General features: G+C 73.7%; 18 protein-coding genes and 2 tRNA genes. 12 read left to right on the top strand and 8 right to left on the bottom strand.

What is annotated here, in order from left to right:
- Positions 1–124 precede the first annotated feature (124 nt).
- From QQS41_RS07790 to QQS41_RS07810, 5 genes are all read right to left on the bottom strand, one after another.
- Positions 125–769 carry a 50S ribosomal protein L25/general stress protein Ctc gene (locus QQS41_RS07790; RefSeq protein ID WP_448852144.1) on the bottom strand — a complete coding sequence of 215 codons (645 nt, stop codon included), beginning with the start codon at positions 767–769 and terminating at the stop codon, positions 125–127.
- 802 nt (positions 770–1,571) lie between these two features.
- Entirely contained in the window at positions 1,572–2,549 is a 978-nt protein-coding gene (locus QQS41_RS07795; RefSeq protein WP_448852145.1) for a ribose-phosphate diphosphokinase, read from the bottom strand.
- Positions 2,546–4,048: a bifunctional UDP-N-acetylglucosamine diphosphorylase/glucosamine-1-phosphate N-acetyltransferase GlmU gene (glmU, locus tag QQS41_RS07800; RefSeq protein ID WP_448852146.1), complete on the bottom strand. Its 1,503-nt coding sequence runs from the start codon at positions 4,046–4,048 to the stop codon at positions 2,546–2,548. Before glmU ends, QQS41_RS07795 begins: the two co-directional genes overlap by 4 nt.
- 37 nt (positions 4,049–4,085) lie before the next feature.
- Positions 4,086–5,318 carry an MFS transporter gene (locus QQS41_RS07805; protein WP_448852147.1) on the bottom strand — a complete coding sequence of 411 codons (1,233 nt, stop codon included), beginning with the start codon at positions 5,316–5,318 and terminating at the stop codon, positions 4,086–4,088.
- 1 nt (position 5,319) lies between these two features.
- Positions 5,320–5,390 (bottom strand) — tRNA-Gln (locus QQS41_RS07810).
- A gap of 146 nt (positions 5,391–5,536) precedes the next feature.
- Between QQS41_RS07810 and QQS41_RS07815 the strand changes: the two genes are divergently transcribed.
- From QQS41_RS07815 to QQS41_RS07865, 11 genes are all read left to right on the top strand, one after another.
- Entirely contained in the window at positions 5,537–6,163 is a 627-nt protein-coding gene (locus QQS41_RS07815) for a hypothetical protein (RefSeq protein ID WP_448852148.1), read from the top strand.
- Positions 6,164–6,235: 72 nt separating this feature from the next.
- Entirely contained in the window at positions 6,236–6,847 is a 612-nt protein-coding gene (locus QQS41_RS07820) for a hypothetical protein (RefSeq protein ID WP_448852149.1), read from the top strand.
- Positions 6,848–6,939: 92 nt separating this feature from the next.
- Complete coding sequence (locus QQS41_RS07825; protein WP_448852150.1) at positions 6,940–7,686, top strand: TetR/AcrR family transcriptional regulator; 747 nt, start codon at positions 6,940–6,942, stop codon at positions 7,684–7,686.
- 95 nt (positions 7,687–7,781) lie between these two features.
- Positions 7,782–11,522 (top strand): transcription-repair coupling factor, encoded by a 3,741-nt coding sequence (mfd, locus tag QQS41_RS07830; RefSeq protein WP_448852543.1) that lies wholly within the window; start codon positions 7,782–7,784, stop codon positions 11,520–11,522.
- 74 nt (positions 11,523–11,596) lie between these two features.
- Positions 11,597–12,775 carry a MazG nucleotide pyrophosphohydrolase domain-containing protein gene (locus tag QQS41_RS07835; protein WP_448852151.1) on the top strand — a complete coding sequence of 393 codons (1,179 nt, stop codon included), beginning with the start codon at positions 11,597–11,599 and terminating at the stop codon, positions 12,773–12,775.
- Positions 12,776–12,935: 160 nt separating this feature from the next.
- On the top strand, positions 12,936–13,751 hold the full coding sequence (locus tag QQS41_RS07840; RefSeq protein ID WP_448852152.1) for a lytic transglycosylase domain-containing protein: 816 nt from the start codon (positions 12,936–12,938) through the stop codon (positions 13,749–13,751).
- 195 nt (positions 13,752–13,946) lie between these two features.
- Complete coding sequence (gene eno / locus QQS41_RS07845; protein ID WP_448852153.1) at positions 13,947–15,224, top strand: phosphopyruvate hydratase; 1,278 nt, start codon at positions 13,947–13,949, stop codon at positions 15,222–15,224.
- Positions 15,225–15,469: 245 nt separating this feature from the next.
- Positions 15,470–15,892, top strand: a complete 423-nt coding sequence (locus tag QQS41_RS07850; RefSeq protein WP_448852154.1) for an FtsB family cell division protein — start codon at positions 15,470–15,472, stop codon at positions 15,890–15,892.
- Between the two features lie 147 nt (positions 15,893–16,039).
- A complete protein-coding gene (locus tag QQS41_RS07855; protein WP_448852155.1) occupies positions 16,040–16,594 on the top strand; it encodes a DUF501 domain-containing protein in 555 nt (184 codons plus the stop codon).
- On the top strand, positions 16,591–17,553 hold the full coding sequence (locus QQS41_RS07860) for a Ppx/GppA phosphatase family protein (RefSeq protein ID WP_448852156.1): 963 nt from the start codon (positions 16,591–16,593) through the stop codon (positions 17,551–17,553). Before QQS41_RS07855 ends, QQS41_RS07860 begins: the two co-directional genes overlap by 4 nt.
- Positions 17,554–17,685: 132 nt before the next feature.
- Positions 17,686–17,759 (top strand) — tRNA-Leu (locus QQS41_RS07865).
- Positions 17,760–17,891: 132 nt separating this feature from the next.
- Here QQS41_RS07865 and QQS41_RS07870 read toward each other — a convergent pair.
- On the bottom strand, positions 17,892–19,472 hold the full coding sequence (locus tag QQS41_RS07870) for a succinic semialdehyde dehydrogenase (RefSeq protein WP_448852157.1): 1,581 nt from the start codon (positions 19,470–19,472) through the stop codon (positions 17,892–17,894).
- Positions 19,473–19,683: 211 nt separating this feature from the next.
- The gene (locus QQS41_RS07875) at positions 19,684–20,028 is read right to left on the bottom strand and encodes a hypothetical protein (protein ID WP_448852158.1); all 345 of its coding nucleotides are present in this window, start codon (positions 20,026–20,028) and stop codon (positions 19,684–19,686) included.
- Between the two features lie 264 nt (positions 20,029–20,292).
- Between QQS41_RS07875 and QQS41_RS07880 the strand changes: the two genes are divergently transcribed.
- Positions 20,293–21,144, top strand: coding sequence for a Bax inhibitor-1/YccA family protein (locus QQS41_RS07880; RefSeq protein ID WP_448852159.1), 852 nt, complete (start codon positions 20,293–20,295; stop codon positions 21,142–21,144).
- A 115-nt stretch (positions 21,145–21,259) separates the two neighbouring features.
- Here the strand turns inward: QQS41_RS07880 and greA are convergent, their stop codons facing one another.
- Complete coding sequence (gene greA / locus QQS41_RS07885) at positions 21,260–21,766, bottom strand: transcription elongation factor GreA (protein ID WP_448852160.1); 507 nt, start codon at positions 21,764–21,766, stop codon at positions 21,260–21,262.
- Between the last annotated feature and the right edge of the window lie 50 nt (positions 21,767–21,816).

Below are 21,816 nucleotides of genomic sequence, written 5' to 3' on the forward strand. Positions count from 1 at the left end.
TGCGGCGGGCGCGTGCGGGGCGGGTCCCGTCGTCAGGCAACCCCGTGCGTGACGACGGCCCCCGCGCCCCGGGGTGACCGGGACGCGGGGGCCGCGCCGTGCACGTGGAGTGCGGGGGAGTGGACTACTCCTCGTCGTCGCCCTCGGTCTCCTCGTCCGGCAGCTCGTCCTCGCCCATGCCCTCGACGTCGGCGTCGACGTCGCCGGCCGGGTCCTCCTCCGGCTCGACCAGGTTGAAGACCAGCAGCTCGGCGTCGTCGGTGAGCTCGATGCCCTCCGGCAGGGTGATCTCGCCGGCGGTGATCTGGGTGCCCTGCTCCAGGCCCTCGACGGAGACCTCGATCTCCTCCGGGATGGACAGGACCGGCGCGAGCACCAGGATGGTGTCCGCGTCCTGCATGACCAGGGTCTCCGGGGCCGGCTCGCCGACGTGGACGACCGGGACCTCGACCTCGACCTTCTCGCCGCGCTTGATGGCCAGGAGGTCGACGTGGTCGAACTCCAGGGTCAGCGGGTTCTGGTCCAGCATCTTCACCATGGAGAGCTGCTTCTCACCCTCGATGGAGAACTCGATGATGGAGTTCACGCCGTGGTGGCGGATGATGGAGTTGAACTCCAGCTGGTCGACGGCGATGTGCAGCGGGGACTCGAGGTCGCCGCCGTAGATGACGGCCGGGATGAGGCCGGCGCGGCGGGCGCGGCGGGAGGCGCCCTTGCCGAACTCGGTGCGGACCTGGGCGTCCAGGGACTGGATGTTGGGCTTGGCCATTGTCTGACTCCTAGCTTTCGATGGTGTTCGGGAGTCGATCACGTGCCGTGGAATGTGGCGTCGCGTCGATAACGGGGCCGTTTCAGGCCACCCTCGCCGAGACATGACGGTCCGACGATACCCGGTCGGTGGCGTCGAGGGAAATCCCGGCTCGGCGGACGTCGAAGGGGCGCCCGCCACCGTTGGGGCCGGCACAAGGTTATGCGGGAGGGGTTAACGCGCTTTAGCGGGATCAACGCCACGAAATCGGTGCCAAAAGCCCAGGAGCCGTGTTGCGTTGATCCCGCTAAACCGCATTAACCCCCTGCTGGAGGCGCCTGCTGGAGGTTTGCGCTGGGGGCTGGGCGTGCGCCGGCCGGTCGGGTGATGGGTCTGGTGTGCGCCGGGATGGGCGGTCGCCGGATCGTCGCCGGGCTCGGATGGTGGGGGAAGTGGCGGGCCGGGAGGTTTTTGGGAGGGGGGGGAGCTCCGAGAAGTCGTCCGGAGCCGAGCCGGGTTCGCCGAAAGGTTATGCCGGAGGGGTTAACGCGCTTTAGCGGCCCGGATGCGACAAAAACCGCGGCAAAAGCCCAGGAAGCGGATCGCGTTTAGGCCGCTAAACTGCATTAACCTCTGTCATGGGCCCTTCAATCACGGCTGGAGGTGGGGGAGCCAGGGGGCCGCGGAGCCCCCGGACACGGGACGGCCCCCGTCGCGGCGGGGAGCCGCGACGGGGGGCCGTCGTCACGCCCGGTGCACCCCGGGGCGTTTCCGTGGCGCGGCGGCCGGGACCTCGGGCCCGGGGGACGCCGCGCGGAGAGCGCTACGCCTGGCCCTCGAAGAGGGTGGTGACGGAGCCGTTCTCGAAGATCTCGTGGATCGTCTGCGCCAGCAGCGGGGCGATGGGCAGCACCGTGAGGTTGTCCCAGCCCTCGGCGTCCTGCGGCAGCGTGTCGGTCGCGATGACCTCCTTCGCACCGCACTGCGACAGGCGCTCGCGGGCCGGGCCCGAGAACACGCCGTGCGTCGTGGCGATGATGACGTCCTTCGCGCCGGCCTCGCGCAGCACGCCGACCGCGCCGGCGATGGTGCCGCCGGTGTCGATCATGTCGTCGATGAGCACGCAGGTGCGGCCCTCGACGTCGCCGACGACGCGGTTGGCGACGACCTCGTTGGCGACGTCGACGCTGCGGGTCTTGTGCACGAACGCCATCGGGGCGTCACCCAGCGTGTTCGCGTACTTCTCGGCGACCTTCACGCGGCCGGCGTCCGGGGACACGACGCAGATGTCGTCCAGCGGGTAGTTGTCCCGGATGTGCTGCGTCAGGATCGGCATCGCGTGCATGTGATCCACCGGGCCGTCGAAGAAGCCCTGGATCTGATCCGTGTGCAGGTCGACGCTGACGATGCGGTCCGCGCCCGCGCACTTCAGCAGGTCGGCGACCAGGCGGGCGGAGATCGGCTCGCGGCCGCGGTGCTTCTTGTCCTGGCGCGCGTACGGGAAGAACGGCAGGATCGCCGTGATGCGCTTGGCGGAGCCGCGCTTCAGGGCGTCGATCATGATGAGCTGCTCCATCAGCCACTTGTTCAGCGGCTGCGGGTGGGACTGCAGCACGAAGGCGTCGCAGCCTCGCACCGACTCCTCGAAGCGGACGAAGATCTCGCCGTTCGCGAAGTCGCGGGCGGTCATCGGGGTCAGCTCGACGCCGAGCTCCCTCGCCACCGCCTCGCCCAGCTCCGGGTGCGCGCGCCCGGAGAAGAGCATGAGGTTCTTCTGGTTGTCGATCCACTCGCCGGTCATCGGTTGCCGTCGCCTTCCTCGTCGGTCGCCGTGTTCGCCGCTGCCGCCGCCTCGGCGGCCGCGGTGCCGGGCCGCTTGCGCTCGACCCAGCCCTCGATGTTCCGCTGCCGGCCCGCGCTGACGGCCAGCGCGCCCGGCGGAACGTCGTCCTTGATGACTGTACCCGCACCGGAGTACGCGCCATCACCGACGGTCACGGGGGCGATGAACATCGTGTCCGAGCCGGTGCGGCAGTGGCTGCCGATGGTGGTGCGGTGCTTGTTCACGCCGTCGTAGTTCACGAAGACGGAGGAGGCGCCGATGTTGGAGTGCTCGCCGACGGTCGCGTCGCCGATGTACGTCAGGTGCGGCACCTTCGAGCCGCGGCCGATCTCCGCGTTCTTCGCCTCGACGAAGCCGCCGAGCTTGCCGTCCTCGCCGAGCTTCGTGCCTGGTCGGATGTAGGTGAACGGGCCGACCTGAGCCCCGGCGCCGATCTCCGACTCCGAGCCGTGGGTGCGGACGACGGACGCGCCCTCGCCGACGGTCATGTCCGTCAGCGTGGTGTCCGGGCCGACGGTCGCGCCGTCGGCGATGCGGGTGCGGCCGAGCAGCTGCGTGCCCGGGAGGATGGTGACGTCGCGGCCGATCTCCACGTCGACGTCGATCCACGTGGTGGCCGGGTCGACGATGGTGGCGCCGCCGCGCATGTGCTTCTCCAGCACCCGGTCGTTGAGGACGCGGCCGAGGCGGGCCAGCTGCACGCGGTCGTTGACGCCGGCGACGCGCTCGGCGTCGGTGATGCGGTGGGCGCGGACGACGCGGTCGGCCTCACGGGCGATGCCGATGACGTCGGTCAGGTACAGCTCGCCCTGGGCGTTGTCGGACTTCAGCTGCGTCAGCGCGTGGCGCAGCGTGGCGGCGTCGAAGGCGTAGACGCCGGAGTTGACCTCCGTGATCTCCCGCTCGTCGTCGGTGGCGTCCTTCTCCTCGACGATGCGCAGCACCTCGCCGTCGGCGTTGCGGACGATGCGGCCGTAGCCGTGCGGGTCCTCCGCCGTGGAGGTCAGCACCGTCACCGCGGCGCGCGGCTTGCGGTCGTGCTCCTCGACGAGGTTCGCCAGCGTCTCCGCGTCCAGCAGCGGCACGTCGGAGGTCGTGACGACGACGGTGCCCTCGAACTCCGCCAGGGCCGGGTCGTCGAACGCGCACTGCACCGCGTGGCCGGTGCCGTTCTGCTCCTCCTGGTGGGCGATGATGACGCCGTCGGGCAGCGCCCCCTCGCCGTCGCGCTCGCCGACGCCGGAGACCCAGCCGGACACGGCGTCGATGACCTTCTCGCGCTGGTGACCGACGACGACGGCGATGTCGGCCGCGCCGAGGCCGTGCGCCGCGTGCAGCGCGTGCTCCAGCATCGTGCGGCCCCCGATGGCGTGCAGCATCTTCGGGGTCTCCGACTTCATGCGGGTTCCGGCGCCGGCGGCCAGGATGACGACCGCGGTGGCGGTGCCGTTGGTCATGGGGCAACTCCTCGTTCGGGTTCGGTTGCCCCGCACGTTACCCGTCCTCGCCCGCGCGGTCGGAGACCTCCGGCAGCGCCGCGGCGGCGAGGACGCCGGCGCCGCCCATGACGGCGAGCAGGAGCAGGGCCCATGCCGCGCCCAGCGTCGCCAGGGCGCCGGAGACGAGGCCGGTGACCAGCAGGATGCCGCCCATCGCCGTGTTGGCGACGGCGACGCGGTCGGTCCGGTCGTCGCCGGAGGCCATGTCGACGACGTAGGTCTTCCTGGCGACGCGCACCCCCGTGTGCGCGAGGGCGAGCAGGAAGTAGGCCGCGGGCAGCGCCCAGCCCGCCGCGCCCGGCGCCCACAGGGCGACGGCGAGCGCGGTGAGGATGATGGCGGAGCCGATGCCGGAGCCCCAGATCATGGTCCTGCGGGAGGAGACGTCGGAGAGCCTGCCGGAGACCTGGCCGCCGAGCAGCGCCGCGACGCCGGACGCGAGGATGAAGGAGCCGAGGCCGGACAGCGCGGAGGCCCCGGACTGCGCGGACAGGGTCACGAGGAACGCGGGGGCGAGGGCCGTGACCAGCAGCAGGGATCGGACCACGATGAAGCGGCGGAAGCCCCGGTCCCCGCGGATCATCCGCCATGTGTCGCGGGCCCATTCCCCGGCGGACTGGTCCTCCGGCTCCGCCGCGGGTTCGTCGACCGTGGCGAAGGCCCACGCTCCGAGCAGCCATGCGGCGCCGGCCGAGGCGAGGAGGATCTCCAAGGTCGATTCGGGCAGTTCGCCGCCCCCGAAGACGCGGATGGCGAGGCCGACGGTGACGGCGGCGATGCCGCCGAGCGTCGTCGACAGGCCCGTGACCCAGCCGCGGGAGCCCTTCGAGATGATGCGCCCCTGCACGTCCTTCGAGCTGATGGAGCACAGGGCCCTGCCGAGGGAGAACAGGGCGAGGGCCGCGAGGATCGCGACGCCTGCGGCGACGCCGTCGAGGAGCGCGGCCGCCGCCGCCATCGCGACGCACATGAGCGCCTGCGCGGCGGCGCCGGCGACCCAGACGGCGCGGCGGCGGGGCCGGCGCTTGATCCAGGGGGTCAGCGCGGCCTGCGGCAGCATCGATCCGGATTCGCGGATGGGCACGATCAGGCCGATGAGGAGACCCGGCACCCCGAGCTGGTGAAACAGCCAGGGCAGCACGGTCTTCGCGTTCACCATCTGGTCGCCGGCGTTCTGCAGGCCGTTGGCGGCCGCGATCCTCCACCGGTCGGCGCGCGAGTCCGTCATGCTCCCCCGCCAGGACTCGAACCTGGAATGCCTGAACCAAAATCAGGAGTGTTGCCATTACACCACGGGGGACCGGCCGCGGCGGCGGTCCCCGGGGCGGTGGGCCGCCGCTCCCGGCGCTCGCCGGACCAGTGCGCCATCCTAGTTCACGTGCGGGCGCGGACGGTGCGGCACTCGCCGTCGTTGCAGGTGCGCGCGGGCCCCCGGATACTGGCGTCATGTACCCGCCCCACGAGGACCCGGCCGCGCGGATGCGCCGGGAGGCCCGCCGCTCCGGGCAGCTGCTGTACCTCATCTGGGTGCTCGGGATGTGCGTGACGACGGCCGCCGCCCTCGCCGCGCGCATCGCCGGCGGCCAGACTGGCTGGATGATGGTCATCATCGTGATGACGTCGCCGCTCATCCTCGTCGGCGCCATCGTGCTGGGGCTGCCGCTGCTGGCGTCGACGCCGGCGACGGCCGCGGCGCCGCGGCGGGTGCGGCTGCCGATGTACGGGGCGTTCGCCGGGTGGTTCGTCGCGCTGTGGGTGCCGCCGGACTTCGGTGACGCGCCGCCGGCGCACTGGACGGAGGGCCGTATGCCGCTGCTGCGGGTCTTCGGCGACGACGGCTCCAACGTGGCGGCGCTGGTGCTGTTCGTCGCCGGTCTGGCGGCGTTCGCCGTCTGCTGGGCGGTGATGTGCTGGCGCGGCGCCGACGGCCCGGGCCGCATGGCGCGGGGGAGGGGGCCGGGGCCGGCCCCCGGTCCGCAGCAGGGGCCGGCCGGCCCGCCGCCAGGTCCGGCCCCCGGTCCGCAGCAGGGCCCGCCGGCCGGCCCGTGGCAGGGGCCGGGGCAGGGCGGCTAGGCGCCGCGGCCGCCCCGCCGCGGGGTCCCCGGGGGTCTTGCGGGGCCGCGCGGGCGCCCGGATACTGGCGGCATGAAGGCGCCCCACCCGGATCCCTCCGGGCAGCTGCGCCGGAGGGCCGGCCGCATCGGCCTTCTCATGTACGCCTTCTGGGTGCTCGGGGTGTGCCTCGCGTCGGCCGCCGCCGTCGTCCTGCGGATCCTCGACGGCTCCGCGGGCTTCGTCATGTTCATGTTCCTCCTGGTGTCGCCGTTCGTCCCGATTGGCGCCGTCGCGTTGGGGCTGCCGCTGCTGGGCATGACGCCGAGGTCCGCGTCCTCCCTGCACCGCGTGATCCTGGCGATGTGCACGTCGCTCCTGGGGTGGGGCCTCGCGCTCTGGGCGGTGCCGGACGGCGACCTCGCCCCGCCGCCGGACCATCGGGTCGAGCGGGTGGCTGTCCTGTGGCTGCTCAGCGAGGAAGACGCGGTCATGGCGACGGGGCTGGTCGTCCTCGTCGGCCTGGTGGCGTTCGCCGTCGGCTGGCTCGTGATGTGCTGGTTCGCCGTGGACATCCCGGGTCGCCGGGCGGAGCGGAGGAGGGCGGAGGCGGCCTGGAAGGGCGCGGGAGCGCAGCCCCGGCCGGACGGCCCCGGCGATTCCGCCGGCCCGTTCCCGTACACGCCGCCGGGCCCGTCCGCCTAGCCCCGCCGCCCCTCCCGTCCGGGCCGGCCGCGCCCGCCCCGGGGGCGGCCAACCCGGCCCGGCGCCGTGGCCGAACGGTTAGGCTCCGGAACATGGAACCGGGACAGGACACACGCCGGCGCCGGATGAGCGGACCGGCGCGCCGCCGCCAGCTCATGGACGTGGCCCGCTCGACGTTCGCGGAGCGCGGCTTCGAGGGCACGGCGATGGAGGAGATCGCGGCCCGGGCGGGGGTGTCGAAGCCGGTGGTGTACGAGCACTTCGGGACGAAGGACGCGCTGTACCGGGCGGTCGCCGACGAGGAGACGGCGCGGCTGGAGGCCATCATCGGCGAGTCGATGGAGGGGGCGAGGGCGCGGCTGCGCATCGAGAAGGCGGTGCTGGCGCTGCTGACGTACGTCGAGGAGCACGCGGACGGGTTCACGATCCTCGCCCGCGATCCGGTGACGGCGGGCGGGTACGCGACGCTGCTGGGCCTGGCGACGGGCCGGGTGTCGCACATCCTCGGCGCCGCCTTCGATCGCGCGGGGCTGGATCCGCGGGATGCGGAGCTGTACTCGAATGCGCTGGTGGGGATGGTGGCGCAGACGGCGCAGTGGTGGCTGGACGAGCGCGTCGCGGCCGCGGACGCCGGCGGCCCGGCCGACGAGGCGTCGGTCCAGCGCGACCGCGAGCAGGTCGCGGCGCACATCGTGAACCTGTGCTGGAACGGCCTGGCGGGGATGGAGCGGGAGCCGCGGCTGCGCGGCGTCGCGGCGGAGCGCCTGCCGGACGAGGGGGTGCGCCTCGGCGCGGGCAGCGCCGCGGATCCGGCGGACGACGCGCGCGTGGGCCGCTGACCGCGTCCGCGGCGCGGGTGCGCGCCGCGTCGCCGTCGTTCGCGTGACGACGGCCGCCGCCCCGGCCCGGCGCCCGTGTCGGGGGCGGCGATAGACTGCCCGGCGTGACTCCCCGAACCCCGGCCCCGCTCGCGGGCCTCGCCCAGGTCGTCGCCACGGATCCGCAGCTCCAGGGGGTGCTCGCCCACGTCGGCGAGCCCCATCTGGCCATGACGGGCGATGACCGGGTGCGGCCCTTCCTCGTCGCGACGCTGTCGGAGCGCGTCCCCGTGCTGGCGGTGACGGCGACGGGCCGCGAGGCGGAGGACCTGGCGGCGGAGCTGACCGGGATGCTGGGGGACAAGGTGGCGCTGTTCCCGTCGTGGGAGACGCTGCCGCACGAGCGGCTGTCGCCGGCGGTGGACACGGTGGCGCGGCGGCGCGAGGCGCTGGCGGGCGTCGCCGCGGGTCGGGTGCGCGTCGTCGTCGCGGCGACGCGATCGCTGGTGCAGCCGGTGCTGGCCGACGGGGTGGAGCCGATCGTGCTGGAGGTCGACGCGGAGACGCCGGACCTGCCGGCGCGGCTGGAGGCGTTCGGTTACTCGCACGTCGACATGGTCGGCCGGCGCGGCCAGTTCGCGGTGCGCGGCGGCATCGTCGACGTGTTCCCGGCGACGGCGGAGAACCCGGTGCGCGTGGAGCTGTGGGGCGACGAGGTGACGGATCTGCGCGCCTTCTCCGTCGGCGACCAGCGCACGATCGACGAGGTGGAGCTGGGGCGCGTCGAGGTGCACGCGGCGCGCGCCCTGCTGCTGGACGAGCCGGTGCGGAGGCGCGCGGCGGAGCTGGCGGCGGAGCGCTCCGGCGACGTGCAGGAGATGCTGGTGCGCATCTCGGAGGGGCAGTGGGTCGACGGCATGGAGGCCCTCATCCCGCTGCTGACGGACGTGCCGCTGCGGCCGCTGCCGGAGCTGATGCCGGAGGGCGCGCACACGGTGCTGTTCGGGCCGGAGCGCATCCGCTCCCGCGCGGCGGATCTCATCGTGACGGGCGAGGAGTTCATGTCGGCGGCGTGGGAGACGGCGGCGATGGGCGGCGCGGCCCCCATCCCGGCGGACGGGCTGGAGGCGTCGGCGTACCGGACGCTGGACGAGGTGCGGCATGAGCCGTGGTGGACCATCGCCCCGCCCGGCATGGTCGGCGCGGACGGCGCGGGCGACGTGCTGCCGCTGACGCACGAGCCGTGCCCGGCGCCGCGCGGCGACCTGAAGGCCATCGGCGCGATGATGGCGTCGCTGCGCGACTCGACGGTGGCGGGGGAGCGCATCGCCTACGTGGCGCCGACGCCGGCGGGCGTGCGCCGCCAGGCGGAGCGGTTCCGCGAGGCGGGCATCGCGTGCCGCACGGCGACGGGGCCGGAGCACCCGGAGCCGGGCCGCATCACCCTGTACCAGGGCGTCAACCACGGCGGCCTGGTGTTCCCGCGCGTGCCGGGCGGGCAGCTGACGGTCATCTCGGAGGCGGACGTCACGGGCAACCGCGTCGCCGACATCGGGGCGGGGCGCCGGAAGCCGGCGAAGCGCCGCAACCGCGTCGATCCGCTGGCGCTGCAGGCCGGCGACTACGTCGTGCACGACACCCACGGCATCGCGCGGTTCGTGAAGCTGACGGAGCGCACCATCGGCACGGGCGCCGACCAGGCGCGCCGCGAGTACGTGGTGCTGGAGTACGCGCCGTCGAAGCGCGGCGGCCCGCCGGATCAGCTGTTCGTGCCCATGGAGTCGCTGGACCAGCTGACCCGCTACGTCGGCGGGGAGACGCCGCACCTGTCGAAGATGGGCGGCTCCGACTGGAAGTCCACCAAGCGCAAGGCGCGGGGCGCGGTCCGGGAGATCGCGGAGGAGCTGGTGAAGCTGTACGCGGAGCGCCAGGCGTCTCCGGGCCACGCGTTCGCCGCCGACAGCCCGTGGCAGCACGAGATGGAGGACAACTTCCCGTACACGGAGACCGAGGACCAGCTGCGGGCCATCGACGAGGTGAAGGCCGACATGGAGTCGGCGACCCCGATGGACCGCGTGCTCATCGGCGACGTCGGCTACGGCAAGACCGAGGTCGCGGTGCGCGCTGCGTTCAAGGCCGTGCAGGACGGCCGGCAGGTGGCGGTGCTGGTGCCGACGACGCTGCTGGCGCAGCAGCACATGTCGACGTTCACCGAGCGCATGGACGGCTTCCCGGTCACCATCCGCAGCCTGTCGCGCTTCACGACGCGGGCGGAGGCGAAGGAGATCCTCCGGGGCCTGGCCGAGGGCGAGGTCGACATCGTCATCGGCACCCACCGCCTGCTGCAGACGGGCGTGCAGTGGCACATGCTCGGCCTGGTCATCGTCGACGAGGAGCAGCGCTTCGGCGTGGAGCACAAGGAGCACATCAAGGCGCTGCGCAACCACGTCGACGTGCTGACGATGTCGGCGACGCCGATCCCGCGCACGCTGGAGATGTCGATGGCGGGCATCCGCGAGATGAGCCAGATCCTCACCCCGCCGGAGGACCGCCACCCGGTGCTGACCTACGTCGGCGCGCAGGACGACAAGCAGGTCGCCGCGGCCATCCGCCGCGAGCTGCTGCGCGACGGCCAGGTGTTCTACCTGCACAACAGGGTCAAGAGCATCGACCGCGCCGCCGCGCGCATCCGCGACCTGGTGCCGGAGGCCCGCGTCGTCGTCGCGCACGGCCAGATGAACGAGGACCAGCTGGAGCGCACCGTCGCCGGCTTCTGGAACCGCGAGTACGACGTGCTGGTGTGCACGACCATCGTGGAGACGGGCCTGGACATCGCGAACGCGAACACCCTCATCGTGGAGGACGCGCACCACATGGGCCTGGCGCAGCTGCACCAGCTGCGCGGCCGCGTCGGCCGGTCCCGCGAGCGCGCCTACGCCTACTTCCTCTACCCGGCGGACCACACGCTGACGGAGAACTCCTACGACCGGCTGGCGACGATCGCGGCGAACAACGAGCTGGGCGCCGGCATGGCCGTCGCCATGAAGGACCTGGAGATGCGCGGCGCCGGCAACGTGCTGGGCGCGGAGCAGTCGGGCCACATCGCCGGCGTCGGCTTCGACATGTACGTCCGCCTCGTCGGCGAGGCCGTCGCGGCGCTGAAGTCCGCGGTCGACGGCGAGCCGGTCGACGGCGGCTCCGACGAGCCGAAGGAGGTCCGCATCGACCTGCCGGTCGACGCGAACATCCCGGCGTCCTACGTCTCCTCGGAGCGCCTGCGCCTGGAGGCGTACCGCAAGTTCGCGGAGGCCCGCGGCTTCGACGACGTCGACGCGGTGCTGGAGGAGCTCGTCGACCGCTACGGTGAGCCGCCCGTGGAGGTCGTACGCCTGGCGGCGATGAGCCGCCTGCGCCTCATCTGCCGCGAGTTCGGCGTCCGCGAGATCACGGCGACCGGCGCGAGCATCTCCGTCAAGCCGATGGAGCTCGCCGACTCCAAGCAGGTGCGCCTCAAGCGCCTGCATCCGGGGTCGACGTACCGCGCCGCGTCGGGGACGGTGTCGGTGCCCGCGCCGGGCGCCGGCCGCCGCATGGGCGCCAAGCCCGTGCGCGACGTGGAGCTGGTGCAGTGGGTCGCGGACTTCCTCACCGGCATGGCCGGCGTCCCGGTCATTGACGTCACGGCGGGCGCCGGGGATTCGGCGAAGGCCGGGGGCGCGGACGCGGGCGTGGCCGGGTCCGGGGCGGCCGCCGGCGCCGCCCGAGGGGCCTCCCGCGGCGCTTCCCGCGGCGGCTCCGGGCGTGCCCCGCGCGGCGGTTCGGGCGCCCGTTCGGGAGGGTCCCGCCGTCGCCGATAGGTTCGCCGTGGCAATCTAGGGGGAGGCCGGGCCGCCCGCCCGGCGCCTCATCCGGCGGAAAGGACGGACGGACGATGTCGATCATCCATCTCGACCCCAGGTTCCCCACGGCGATCCCCCTGGGCGCGGCGGGGCTGCTCACCGGCGACGTGAGCTACACCGAGGAGGTCCCCATCCGCGTGCGCTGGGCCATCGCCGACGCCGGCGGGCACAGCGTCTCCCGCGCCGAGGTGCTGATCACGACCGACCTGGACAACGACGACGTCGTCGACCGCCTCGACGCCGGCGAGGAGCTCATCTCCGTCGGCCTCGCCGACGCGCCGGACCCCGCGCCGGAGGAGCCGGCCGACACCCCCGCAGAGGCCGAGCCGGCCGCGGGCGCCTCCGCGGACACGTTCGCGGCCGTCGCGCCGGGCGCCGACGGCACCGCCCCGGCGGCCGCCGCGGAGCGTGACGACGCGACCCCCGCCGCCGCGGCCCCCGCGGCCGGCGGCGCCCTCCCGGAGCTGGAGGAGGCCGTCGAGCTGATGGCCCGCGCCCGCCGCCGCGGCGAGTGGGAGGCGAAGCAGACGCACCGCTCCCTGCTGCCGTACCTGCTGGAGGAGACCTTCGAGTTCGCCGACGCCGTCGAGGACGGGGGCGACGTCCTCGGCGAGCTGGCCGACCTGCTGCTGCAGGTCCTGTTCCACGCCGAGATCGCGGAGGGCTTCGACATCGGCGACGTCGCCCGCGCGTTCACGGACAAGCTCCGCGCCCGCTCGCCGTACCTGTTCGAACCGGAGGACTCCCGCAGCTGGCCGGTCCCCGCCGACGAGCAGGACGCCGCGTGGAACGCGGGCCGCACGGCGCCGCGATCCGCCCCGGCGCGCTCCCTGCCGGCGCTGGCGCTGGCGCAGGAGGTCATCGGCCGGGCCCGCGCCGCGGGCGTGCCCGACTCCCAGATCCCGGCCGACCTGATGTGCCCGACGCCGGGCCTGGAGCTCGGCGACTCCTGCGAGGCCCGCACCCGGGCCGTCGCCCGCGAGTTCCTGGCGCAGCTGGAGGAGGCGCAGCGCCTGGCCGCCGGCGACGTCGCCGACGGCGCGGACTACGACGACTACGGCGACGCCGCCGACGCGGCGGACCTCGCCGACGACGACGCGGGCTTCGCCCGCCCGGCCGGCGACGGCGCGGACGTCGGAGTCCGCCCGGGCGACGCCGACGACGCCCACGGCTTCGCGCTGGACGAGCCGTTCGACGACGACCGTCGTTAAGCGGCTCCTGCGCCGCCCGGCACCTTCCGGCACGCACCGTCACCTCCCGGTACCTTCCGGCACCCGCCCGGAGCCCGCATCTCCCGGCGCCGACCCGCCGGCGACCCGCCGCACCGGCGCGAATCGGAGCTGCGGCGGTCCTCCCGTAGGATGGGGCGCCATGCATGCGAGCCGACGCCCCCCGAACGCCCGACGACAGCCCACGTCGTCGGGCTGCGGCTGTCTGGCGACGACGGCGGTCGCGGTCATCGCGATCATCGTCCTCATCGGCGCTGCGGCCATGTTCGCGGGCCCGATCAGCTCGCCCTTCGACCGGCGCCCGATCCCCGACGACGTGCCGCCGGCCGCCGCGGAGCCGGCCCCGCGCGTCGACGTGAACGCCCCGGGCCGCCCCGCCGATCAGCTGGCGCAGTGGGCGGCGCCGATCGCGCAGTCGACGGGCATCCCGGAGCAGTCGGTCCGCGCCTACGGCCTCGCGGAGGTCATCGCGGAGCAGCGCCACCCGGGCTGCGGCCTGTCGTGGAACACGCTGGCGGGCATCGGCCACGTCGAGACGCGCCACGGCACCTACGGCGGCAACTGGCTGGACCGGCCGATGCTCGACGAGCGCGGCATCGCGACGCCGGCGATCACGGGCGTGCCGCTCGACGGCTCCCCGGGCCTGGCGGCGGTCAAGGACACCGACGGCGGCATCCTCGACGGCGACCGCGAGTGGGACCGCGCGGTCGGCCCCATGCAGTTCATCCCGGAGTCGTGGAACACCTACGGCATGGACGCCTCCGGCGACGGCGTCGCCGACCCGCACCAGATCGACGACGCGGCGGCCGCGGCGGCGAACCTGCTGTGCTCCGGTGGGCGGGATCTGCGGACGCCGGAGGGCTGGGCGACGGCCATCCGGTCCTACAACCAGTCCGACGAGTACCTGCGCGACGTCCGCGACGCGGCGGCGAACTACGCCCTGGGGCAGGGGGCCTGACGGGGACGGCGAAAACCGCGTCGCGCGGCCGGGCGGGCGACCGGCCGCCGTGCGCGCGGGCGCCTGACCGGCGGCGGCGCGGGCGGCGGCCCGGGGGGAGCGCCGCGGGGTTGCGCCGGCGGCGGCGAGGGCGGCGGAATCGTGCCACAATCGAGGGCAAGTGCGCCGGAAAGGTTCCGGCCGGAAAGGTGACGAATGGCTGCCCCCATCATCGGACTGAACGCCCTGGAGATCCTGGATTCCCGCGGCAACCCGACCGTCGAGGTCGAGGTCGCCCTGGAGGACGGCTCGATCGGCCGCGCCGCCGTGCCCTCCGGCGCGTCGACCGGCGAGCACGAGGCCTACGAGAAGCGCGACGGCGGCGACCGTTACCTGGGCAAGGGCGTCGAGGAGGCCGTGGAGAACGTCCTCGGCCCGATCCAGGACGAGCTGGTCGGCTCCTTCGCCGATGATCAGCGCCTGATCGACCGCGCGATGATCGATCTGGACGGCACCCCGAACAAGAAGAACCTCGGCGCGAACGCCATCCTGGGCGTCTCCATGGCCGTCGCGAAGGCCGCCGCGGCCTCCGCCGAGCTGGAGCTGTACCAGTACGTCGGCGGCCCGAACGCCCACGTCCTGCCGGTGCCGATGATGAACATCCTCAACGGCGGCGCGCACGCCGACTCCGGCGTCGACGTCCAGGAGTTCATGATCGCCCCGGTCGGCGCGGAGTCCTTCCGCGAGGCGCTGCGCATCGGCGCGGAGGTCTACCACTCCCTGAAGAAGGTCATCAAGGACAAGGGTCTGTCGACGGGCCTGGGCGACGAGGGCGGCTTCGCGCCGTCCGCCGAGTCCACCGAGGCCGCGCTGGACCTCATCGTCGAGGCCATCGAGGCGGCGGGCTACAAGCTGGGCGAGGAGGTCGCGCTGGCGCTCGACGTCGCGTCCTCCGAGTTCTACGAGGACGGCCACTACAACTTCGAGGGCGGCCAGCACACGCCGGAGGAGATGGCGGCGGTCTACGAGAAGCTCGTCGACAAGTACAACATCGTCTCCATCGAGGATCCGCTGGACGAGAACGACTGGGACGGCTGGGTCGAGCTGACCAAGCGCATCGGCGACAAGGTGCAGCTGGTCGGCGACGACTTCTTCGTCACCAACCCGGCCCGCCTGAAGGAGGGCATCGCGAAGGGCGCCGCGAACGCCCTGCTGGTGAAGGTCAACCAGATCGGCACCTTGTCCGAGACCTTCGAGGCCGTCGCCCTGGCGCACAACAACGGCTACAAGTCGATGATGTCCCACCGCTCCGGCGAGACCGAGGACACCACCATCGCCGACCTGGCCGTCGCCCTGAACTGCGGCCAGATCAAGACCGGCGCGCCGGCCCGCTCCGAGCGCGTCGCGAAGTACAACCGCCTGCTGCGCATCGAGGCGCAGCTGGGCGACGCCGCGGTCTACGCCGGCCGCGACGCCTTCCCGCGCATGAAGTAGCGCACCGCCGCCGGGCCCCGCGCCCGGCGCCGCCACGGGGCCGGGTCCGCCGCATCGCGCGTCGGGCCCGGCCCCTCCGCATGTCCGCGCACCGCGCACGCCCCGCGTGACGACGGCCGCCGCCCGGGTCCGCGCGCCGGGTGCGGCGCCGCGCGTTCCCGGCACCTCCGCGTGACGACGGCCGCCGCGCCCCGTCCGCGCGCCGGGTCGGGCGCGGTGCGCGCGGGGCTGTAGGATCCACGGTCATGGAGGACGGGAACGCGGGACGCGGACGGACGAGCGGGGCGGCGCAGCTGACGCCGGGCCAGATCGTCGTCATCGTGCTGCTGATGCTGTTCCTCGTCGTCACGCTCATCATCCCGCTGCGCGCCTGGTCCGAGCAGCGCACGCTGCTGGCGGAGTCGCAGGCGAACATCGCCCGGCTCGAGGGCCGGGAGCGGGATCTGACGCGGGAGATCGAGCAGGCGCACGACGAGGCGTGGGTGCGGGAGCAGGCCCGCGTCCGCCTCGGCGTCACGGAGCCGGGGGAGACCCCGTACCGGCTCATCGATCCGGGCATGGAGGGCTCCCGCCCCGACGTGCCGGGCGTGGCGGAGACCCCGGAGCCGGACCCGTGGTGGTCGCTGCTGTGGGAGTCCATCGCGCGCCCGCCGGAGCCCGTCGACTAGGCTTTCCGCGTCGACAGGCGGCGCATCCCGCCGCGCCGGCGGCGTCGGCCGACCCCGCGCCGGGGGAGGGCGCGCCGCCCCATCGCCCGCCCGCGTCCGCGCGGCGGGCGCACACCGCCGACCCAGCCACCCAGGAGGTGCCCGCACGTGACCGTCTCCGACGACGATCTCGCCGTCATCGCAGAGCAGCTCGGCCGCTCGCCCCGCGGCGTGCTCGCGATCCCGTACCGCTGCCCGGACGGCGCCCCCGGCGTCGTGAAGACGGCGCCGAAGCTGCCGGACGGCACGCCGTTCCCGACGCTGTACTACCTGACGGACCCGCGCCTGACGGCGGAGGCGTCCCGGCTGGAGGTCGCCGGCGTGATGCGCGCGATGACCCGCCGCCTGGAGGAGGACGGGGAGCTGTCCGCCGACTACCTCGCGGCGCACGAGCACTACCTGGCGCAGCGCAACGCCATCGAGGACCTGGGCACCGACTTCTCCGGCGGCGGCATGCCGGACCGGGTGAAGTGCCTGCACGTCCTCATGGCCTACGCGCTGGCGGAGGGCCCGGGCCGCTTCCGCCTGGGCACCGAGACCGTGGCGCTGGCGGCGGAGGGCACGGGCCTGCGCGGCACCGCCATCCCGGAGGACTGGCCGACGTGCGCCGACCTCGGCATCTCCCGGGAGGAGATGGAGGAGCGGCCGGAGGACGGCCGGTGACCCGGTACGCGGCGGTCGACTGCGGCACCAATTCGATCCGCCTGCTGGTCAGCGACGTCGCCGAGGTCGGCGGGGTCCTGGAGTTCACCGAGCTGCACCGCCTCATGGAGATCGTGCGCCTGGGGCAGGGCGTCGACGCCACCGGCGAGTTCGCCCCGGAGGCGCTGGAGCGCGTCCGCGGCGCCCTGGGCCGCTTCGTCGAGGTCATGAAGGCAGAGCGGGTGGAGGCCGTGCGCATGGTCGCGACGTCGGCGTCCCGCGACGCCGGCAACCGCGACGAGTTCTTCGCGCTGACGGAGGAGGCGCTGGCGCCGTGGGGCGCCCGCGCGGAGGTCATCGACGGCGCCGAGGAGGCGTCGCTGAGCTTCCGCGGCGCGGTCGACGATCTGCCGGCGGCGTCCGGCCCGTTCGCCGTCATCGACGTCGGCGGCGGTTCGACGGAGGTCATCGTCGGCGATCACGACGGCACGGTCCACGGCTCCCTGTCGGTGCCGATGGGCAGCGTCCGCCTGACGGAGCGGTTCCTGCGCTCCGACCCGGCGGCGCCGGAGGAGATCGACGCGGCCCGCGCGTACGTCGCGGAGCTGGAGGAGGCCATCCGGGCGGAGGTGCCGGTCGGCACGGCCCGTACGGTCGTCGGCTGCGCGGGCACGTTCACGACGCTGTCGGCGCTGGCGCAGGGCCTGGAGACCTACGACCCGTCGGCCATCCACCTGTCGACGCTGCGCTTCGACGCGCTGCGCTCGCTGGGCCGCTCCGTGCTGGAGACCGACGCCCATGCGCTGGCGGCCAACCCGGTCGTGCACTCCGGCCGCGCCGACGTGTTCGCCGGCGGCGTGGTGTGCGTGGAGGCGATGATGGACCTGTTCGGCGGCGTCGCCGAGGAGTTCCGCATCAGCGAGAAGGACATCCTCGACGGCATCGTCGCCGGCCTGGTCGACGCGCGGCGCCGCCGCTGACGGACCGCGCCCGGGTCGCCGCGGTCGCGCGTCCGCGTGACGACGGCACCCGCGCCGCGGCCGTCCGCGGGCCCCGGCCCGCGACCCCGCCCGGCATGGTCCGGGCACCCCGCCCGGCCCCGCCGGGCGCCGGCCCCCGTAGCCCAACTGGCAGAGGCGGCGGACTTAAAATCCGCGAGTTGCGAGTTCGACTCTCGCCGGGGGCGCCGAACGCGGCGACGGCCCCGCCCCCTTCGTCGGGGGCGGGGCCGTCGTCATGCGCGGCGGGCGCGGCCGCCGCGCGGGTCCCGTCGTCACGCGAACACGCGGGCACCTGCCCGCGGCGACGCGCGCGACCGCTACGGCAGGATGCCGAACTTCTTGCCCAGCGTCAGCGCGGTGCTGAACGTCTTGGCGTAGGTGGAGCGCTCCAGGAACGGGAAGGAGATGGGGGACAGGCGCTGGACGGCCACCGTCTGGGACTCGGTGTACTTCAGCAGGCCGTGCTCGCCCTGGCGGCGGCCGGCGCCGGACTTCTTGAAGCCGCCCATCGGCGCGTCGACGGACGCGAAGGACGCGGCGAAGCCGTCGTTGACGTTGACGGAGCCGGCCTCGATGCGCGGGGCGAGCTCGCGGGCGCGCTTCGGGGAGGTCCACAGGGAGGCGTTGAGGCCGTAGTCGGAGTCGTTGGCGCGCTCGATGCCCTCCTCCACGTCGCGGACGCGGTGCAGGACGACGACGGGGCCGAAGACCTCCTCGGTCAGCACCGGGGTGCCCTCCGGCACGTCGGCCAGGATGGTCGGCTCGTAGAACAGGGGGCCCAGGTCCGGGCGGGCGCGGCCGCCGGCCAGGACGGTGGCGCCGGCCTCGCGGGCGCCGTCGACGTAGCCGGCGACGACGTCGAACTGGCCCTTCGACTGCAGGCAGCCCATCTCGACGTCCCAGCCGTAGCCGGCGCCGAGCGTCATGGCCTTGGTGCGGTCGGTGAACTCCGCGGTGAACTCGTCCCACACGGCGTCGGCGACGTAGATGCGCTCGATGGACACGCACAGGTGGCCCGAGTTGGTGAACGACGCGATGATGGCGCCCTGCGCGGCCTTCTTCGGGTCGGCGTCCTCCGCGACGATGAGGGCGTTCTTGCCGCCGAGCTCAGCGGAGAAGTCGATGAGCCGCTCGCCGGCCTGCGACGCCAGCTGCGCTCCGGTCTCGGAGGAGCCGGTGAACATGAGGTAGTCGGCGTGGCCGACGATGCCCTGGCCGACGACGGCGCCCGGGCCGGGCACGACGCGGAACAGGTCGCGCGGCAGGCCCGCGCGGTACAGCAGCTCCACCGCGAGCAGCGCGGTGTACGGGGTGGTGGAGTCGGGCTTGGCGACGACGCCGTTGCCCGCCGCCAGCGCCGCCACCGCGTCGGAGACGGCGAGGGTCAGCGGGTAGTTCCACGGGCTGATGACGCCGACGACGCCCTTCGGGTGATGGTGCACCGTGGTGTGGGTGAGCACCGGCAGGGCGCCGTGGGCGCGCTTCGGGGCCAGCATCTTCTCCGCCTTGTTGCCGTAGTAGCGGGCGGTGATGGCGGTGTGGACGAGCTCCTCGAACGCGGAGGCGCGGGACTTGCCGGTCTCCGCCTGGATGACGTCGAGGACGAGGTCCTGGTGGGTCATCAGCAGGTTGTGGAAGCGGTGCAGGATCTCGCGGCGCTGCTTGTGCCCGACGCGGGCCCAGGACTTCTGGGCGCGGCGGGCCTCGGCGAAGGCGCGCTCGACGTCGTCGGCGTCGCCGACGGGGACGGTGCCGATGACTTCGCCGGTGAAGGGGCTGACGACGTCGCGGTCGCCGGCCGTGCCGGACACCGCCGCGAGGGCGTTGAGCCGCTCGGCGACGCCGCCGGCCAGGGGGTTGCGGATGGGGGCGGACGTGGGGGTCGCGGTGGTGGTCATGTGCGGCAGGCTACCGCAGGCGCGTGCGCCGTCGCCGCGGTTTTCCGGCGTTCGTTCCCCGGGAATAGTTTTCCCGGCATGCGCGTGCACCGGTTCGGGCCGGGGCGGCCCCCGGTTCGCGCCCGGTGCGGGCGCGGGGTCGCGCGCCGCGTGCGGGATTGCGGAGGGCGCGGGGCATCGCCGTCCGTGTGACGACGTCCCCGCCGCGGCCCTAGTCCGCCGACCAGCCCAGGCGCCGGTTGTGGTCGGGGTCGCCGGGGTGGGCGCGCCGGCCGTAGGCGTAGTCGTCGTCGCCCTCGTGGCCGTCGACGTCGCCGTAGCGCTGCTCGGGGTCGTCGCCCCACGGGCGGTCGTCGTCGACGCCGACGTCCGGCTTCTCCTCCGCCAGGCGCTCGTCGAGGCTGTCGTGCGGGTCGGCTCCGCGCCAGTGCTCCGGGGCGTCCATGACGTAGTTCTCGCCGTCGGAGGTGATGACGTCGCCGTCGAGGCCCTCGGAGCCGTCCAGGGTGGTCTCGTCGAAATCGCCGGTCGTGTCGGCGTCGTAGTCGCCGCTCATCGTCTCCTCCTCGGGGGCTGCGCCGGCACGCCGGCCAGCGTCGTCGTCAGGTCCCCTCCATCGTATGACCCGGCCCCGTGCGGGCGGAAAGGAACGCCGGGCGAGGGGCCCGCGGGTGCCTCGGACGGGGGAGGGCGGGGCCGTCGGGGCACGGATGGATGAAGGACCGCCGGCCGGGGAACAATCGGGCCGCGATCGCCGTTACAGTGTTGACGAGAGAAGAAACCACCCCGATCACGGCACGCGGAGGACGCGGACGCCGCCATGAAAGGACGACGAGACCGAGTGCGACAGAGCAGCAACCCGGCCTTCAGCTCGCTGACGCAGACCGTCGAGCGCGAGCGCCGCGCCGGCTACCAGGACCCCTACGCCGCCGAGTACGGCCAGTACGGCCAGCCCGCCCAGCAGGCCCCGGCCCGCCAGGAGCGCCCGATGACCGTCGACGACGTGGTGTCGAAGACCGGCATCACGCTCGCGGTCATCATCGTCGCGGCGGCGATCAACTTCTTCATCTACAACTCGGTGAGCCCGGGCCTCGGCGCCATCCTCACCATCGTCGGCGCCATCGGCGGCCTCATCACCGTGCTGGTGTCCGCCTTCGCCAAGAAGTACGGCTCCGCGCTGGTGACCCTGCTGTACGCGGCCTTCGAGGGCCTGTTCGTCGGCGGCGTCAGCTTCATGTTCGCGGGCACCCAGATCGGCGGCGCCGGCGGCTTCGGCCTCATCGTCCAGGCCGTCATCGGCACCCTGGGCGTCTTCGCCGGCATGCTGTTCGTCTACAAGACGGGCGCCATCAAGGTCACCGCGAAGTTCACCCGCTTCATGACCGCCGCGCTCATCGGCGTGATGGTGCTGGTCTTCGGCAACCTGCTGCTGTCGCTGTTCATGGGCATCAGCCCGCTGCGCGACGGAGGCCCGCTGGCCATCGTCTTCTCCCTGGTCTGCATCGCGCTGGCCGCGTTCAGCTTCCTGCTGGACTTCGACCAGGCCGACAAGCTGGTCCGCGCCCAGGCCCCGGCCAGCTACGCCTGGGGCGTCGCCCTCGGCCTGGCCGTCACCCTGGTCTGGCTCTACATCGAGATCCTGCGCCTGCTGTCCTACTTCAACCGCGACTGACGCGGGCGGCCCCGCGCATCCGCGGGGCCCGGGCCGGCCGACCGGCCCGCACACGGTAGGACCCCCTCCCGGGAATCCCGGGAGGGGGTCCTTTCCGCGTGCGGTGGGGAGGGGACTAGCCCTCGAAGTTCTCGTCGTACGGCTCGGCCTTGACCAGCGTCACGGAGACCTCGTCGCCGGCCGGGGACTTGTAGGTGCGGGTCTCGCCCTCCTTGGCGCCGAACAGCGCCTTGCCCAGCGGGGAGTCCGTGGAGTAGGTCTCCAGGTCCGGGTTGGAGGAGTCGGCGCCGCGGGTGCCGATGAGGAAGGTCTCCTTGTCGTCCTCGTCGCCGTCGTAGTAGACGTGCACGACGGTGCCGACCAGGGCGACGCCGGACTCCTGCGGGACGTCGCCGACGGTGGCGCGCTGCAGCAGGTCCTCGAGGTGGCGGATGCGGGCCTCCTCCTGGCCCTGCTGCTCGCGGGCGGCGTCGTAGCCCGCGTTCTCCTTGAGGTCGCCCTCCTCGCGGCGCTCGTTGATCTCGGCGGCGATGACGGGGCGGTTCTCGTACAGGGCGTCCAGCTCGGCCTTGAGCTTGTCGTAGGACTCCTGCGTCAGCCACGGGTTCTTGGAATCGGCCATGTGACAGCCCTCCTGCGGTCGTGTCGTCTCGGCCCGCCCCGGGAGCCGTC

Source organism: Corynebacterium sp. 335C, from assembly GCF_053525695.1.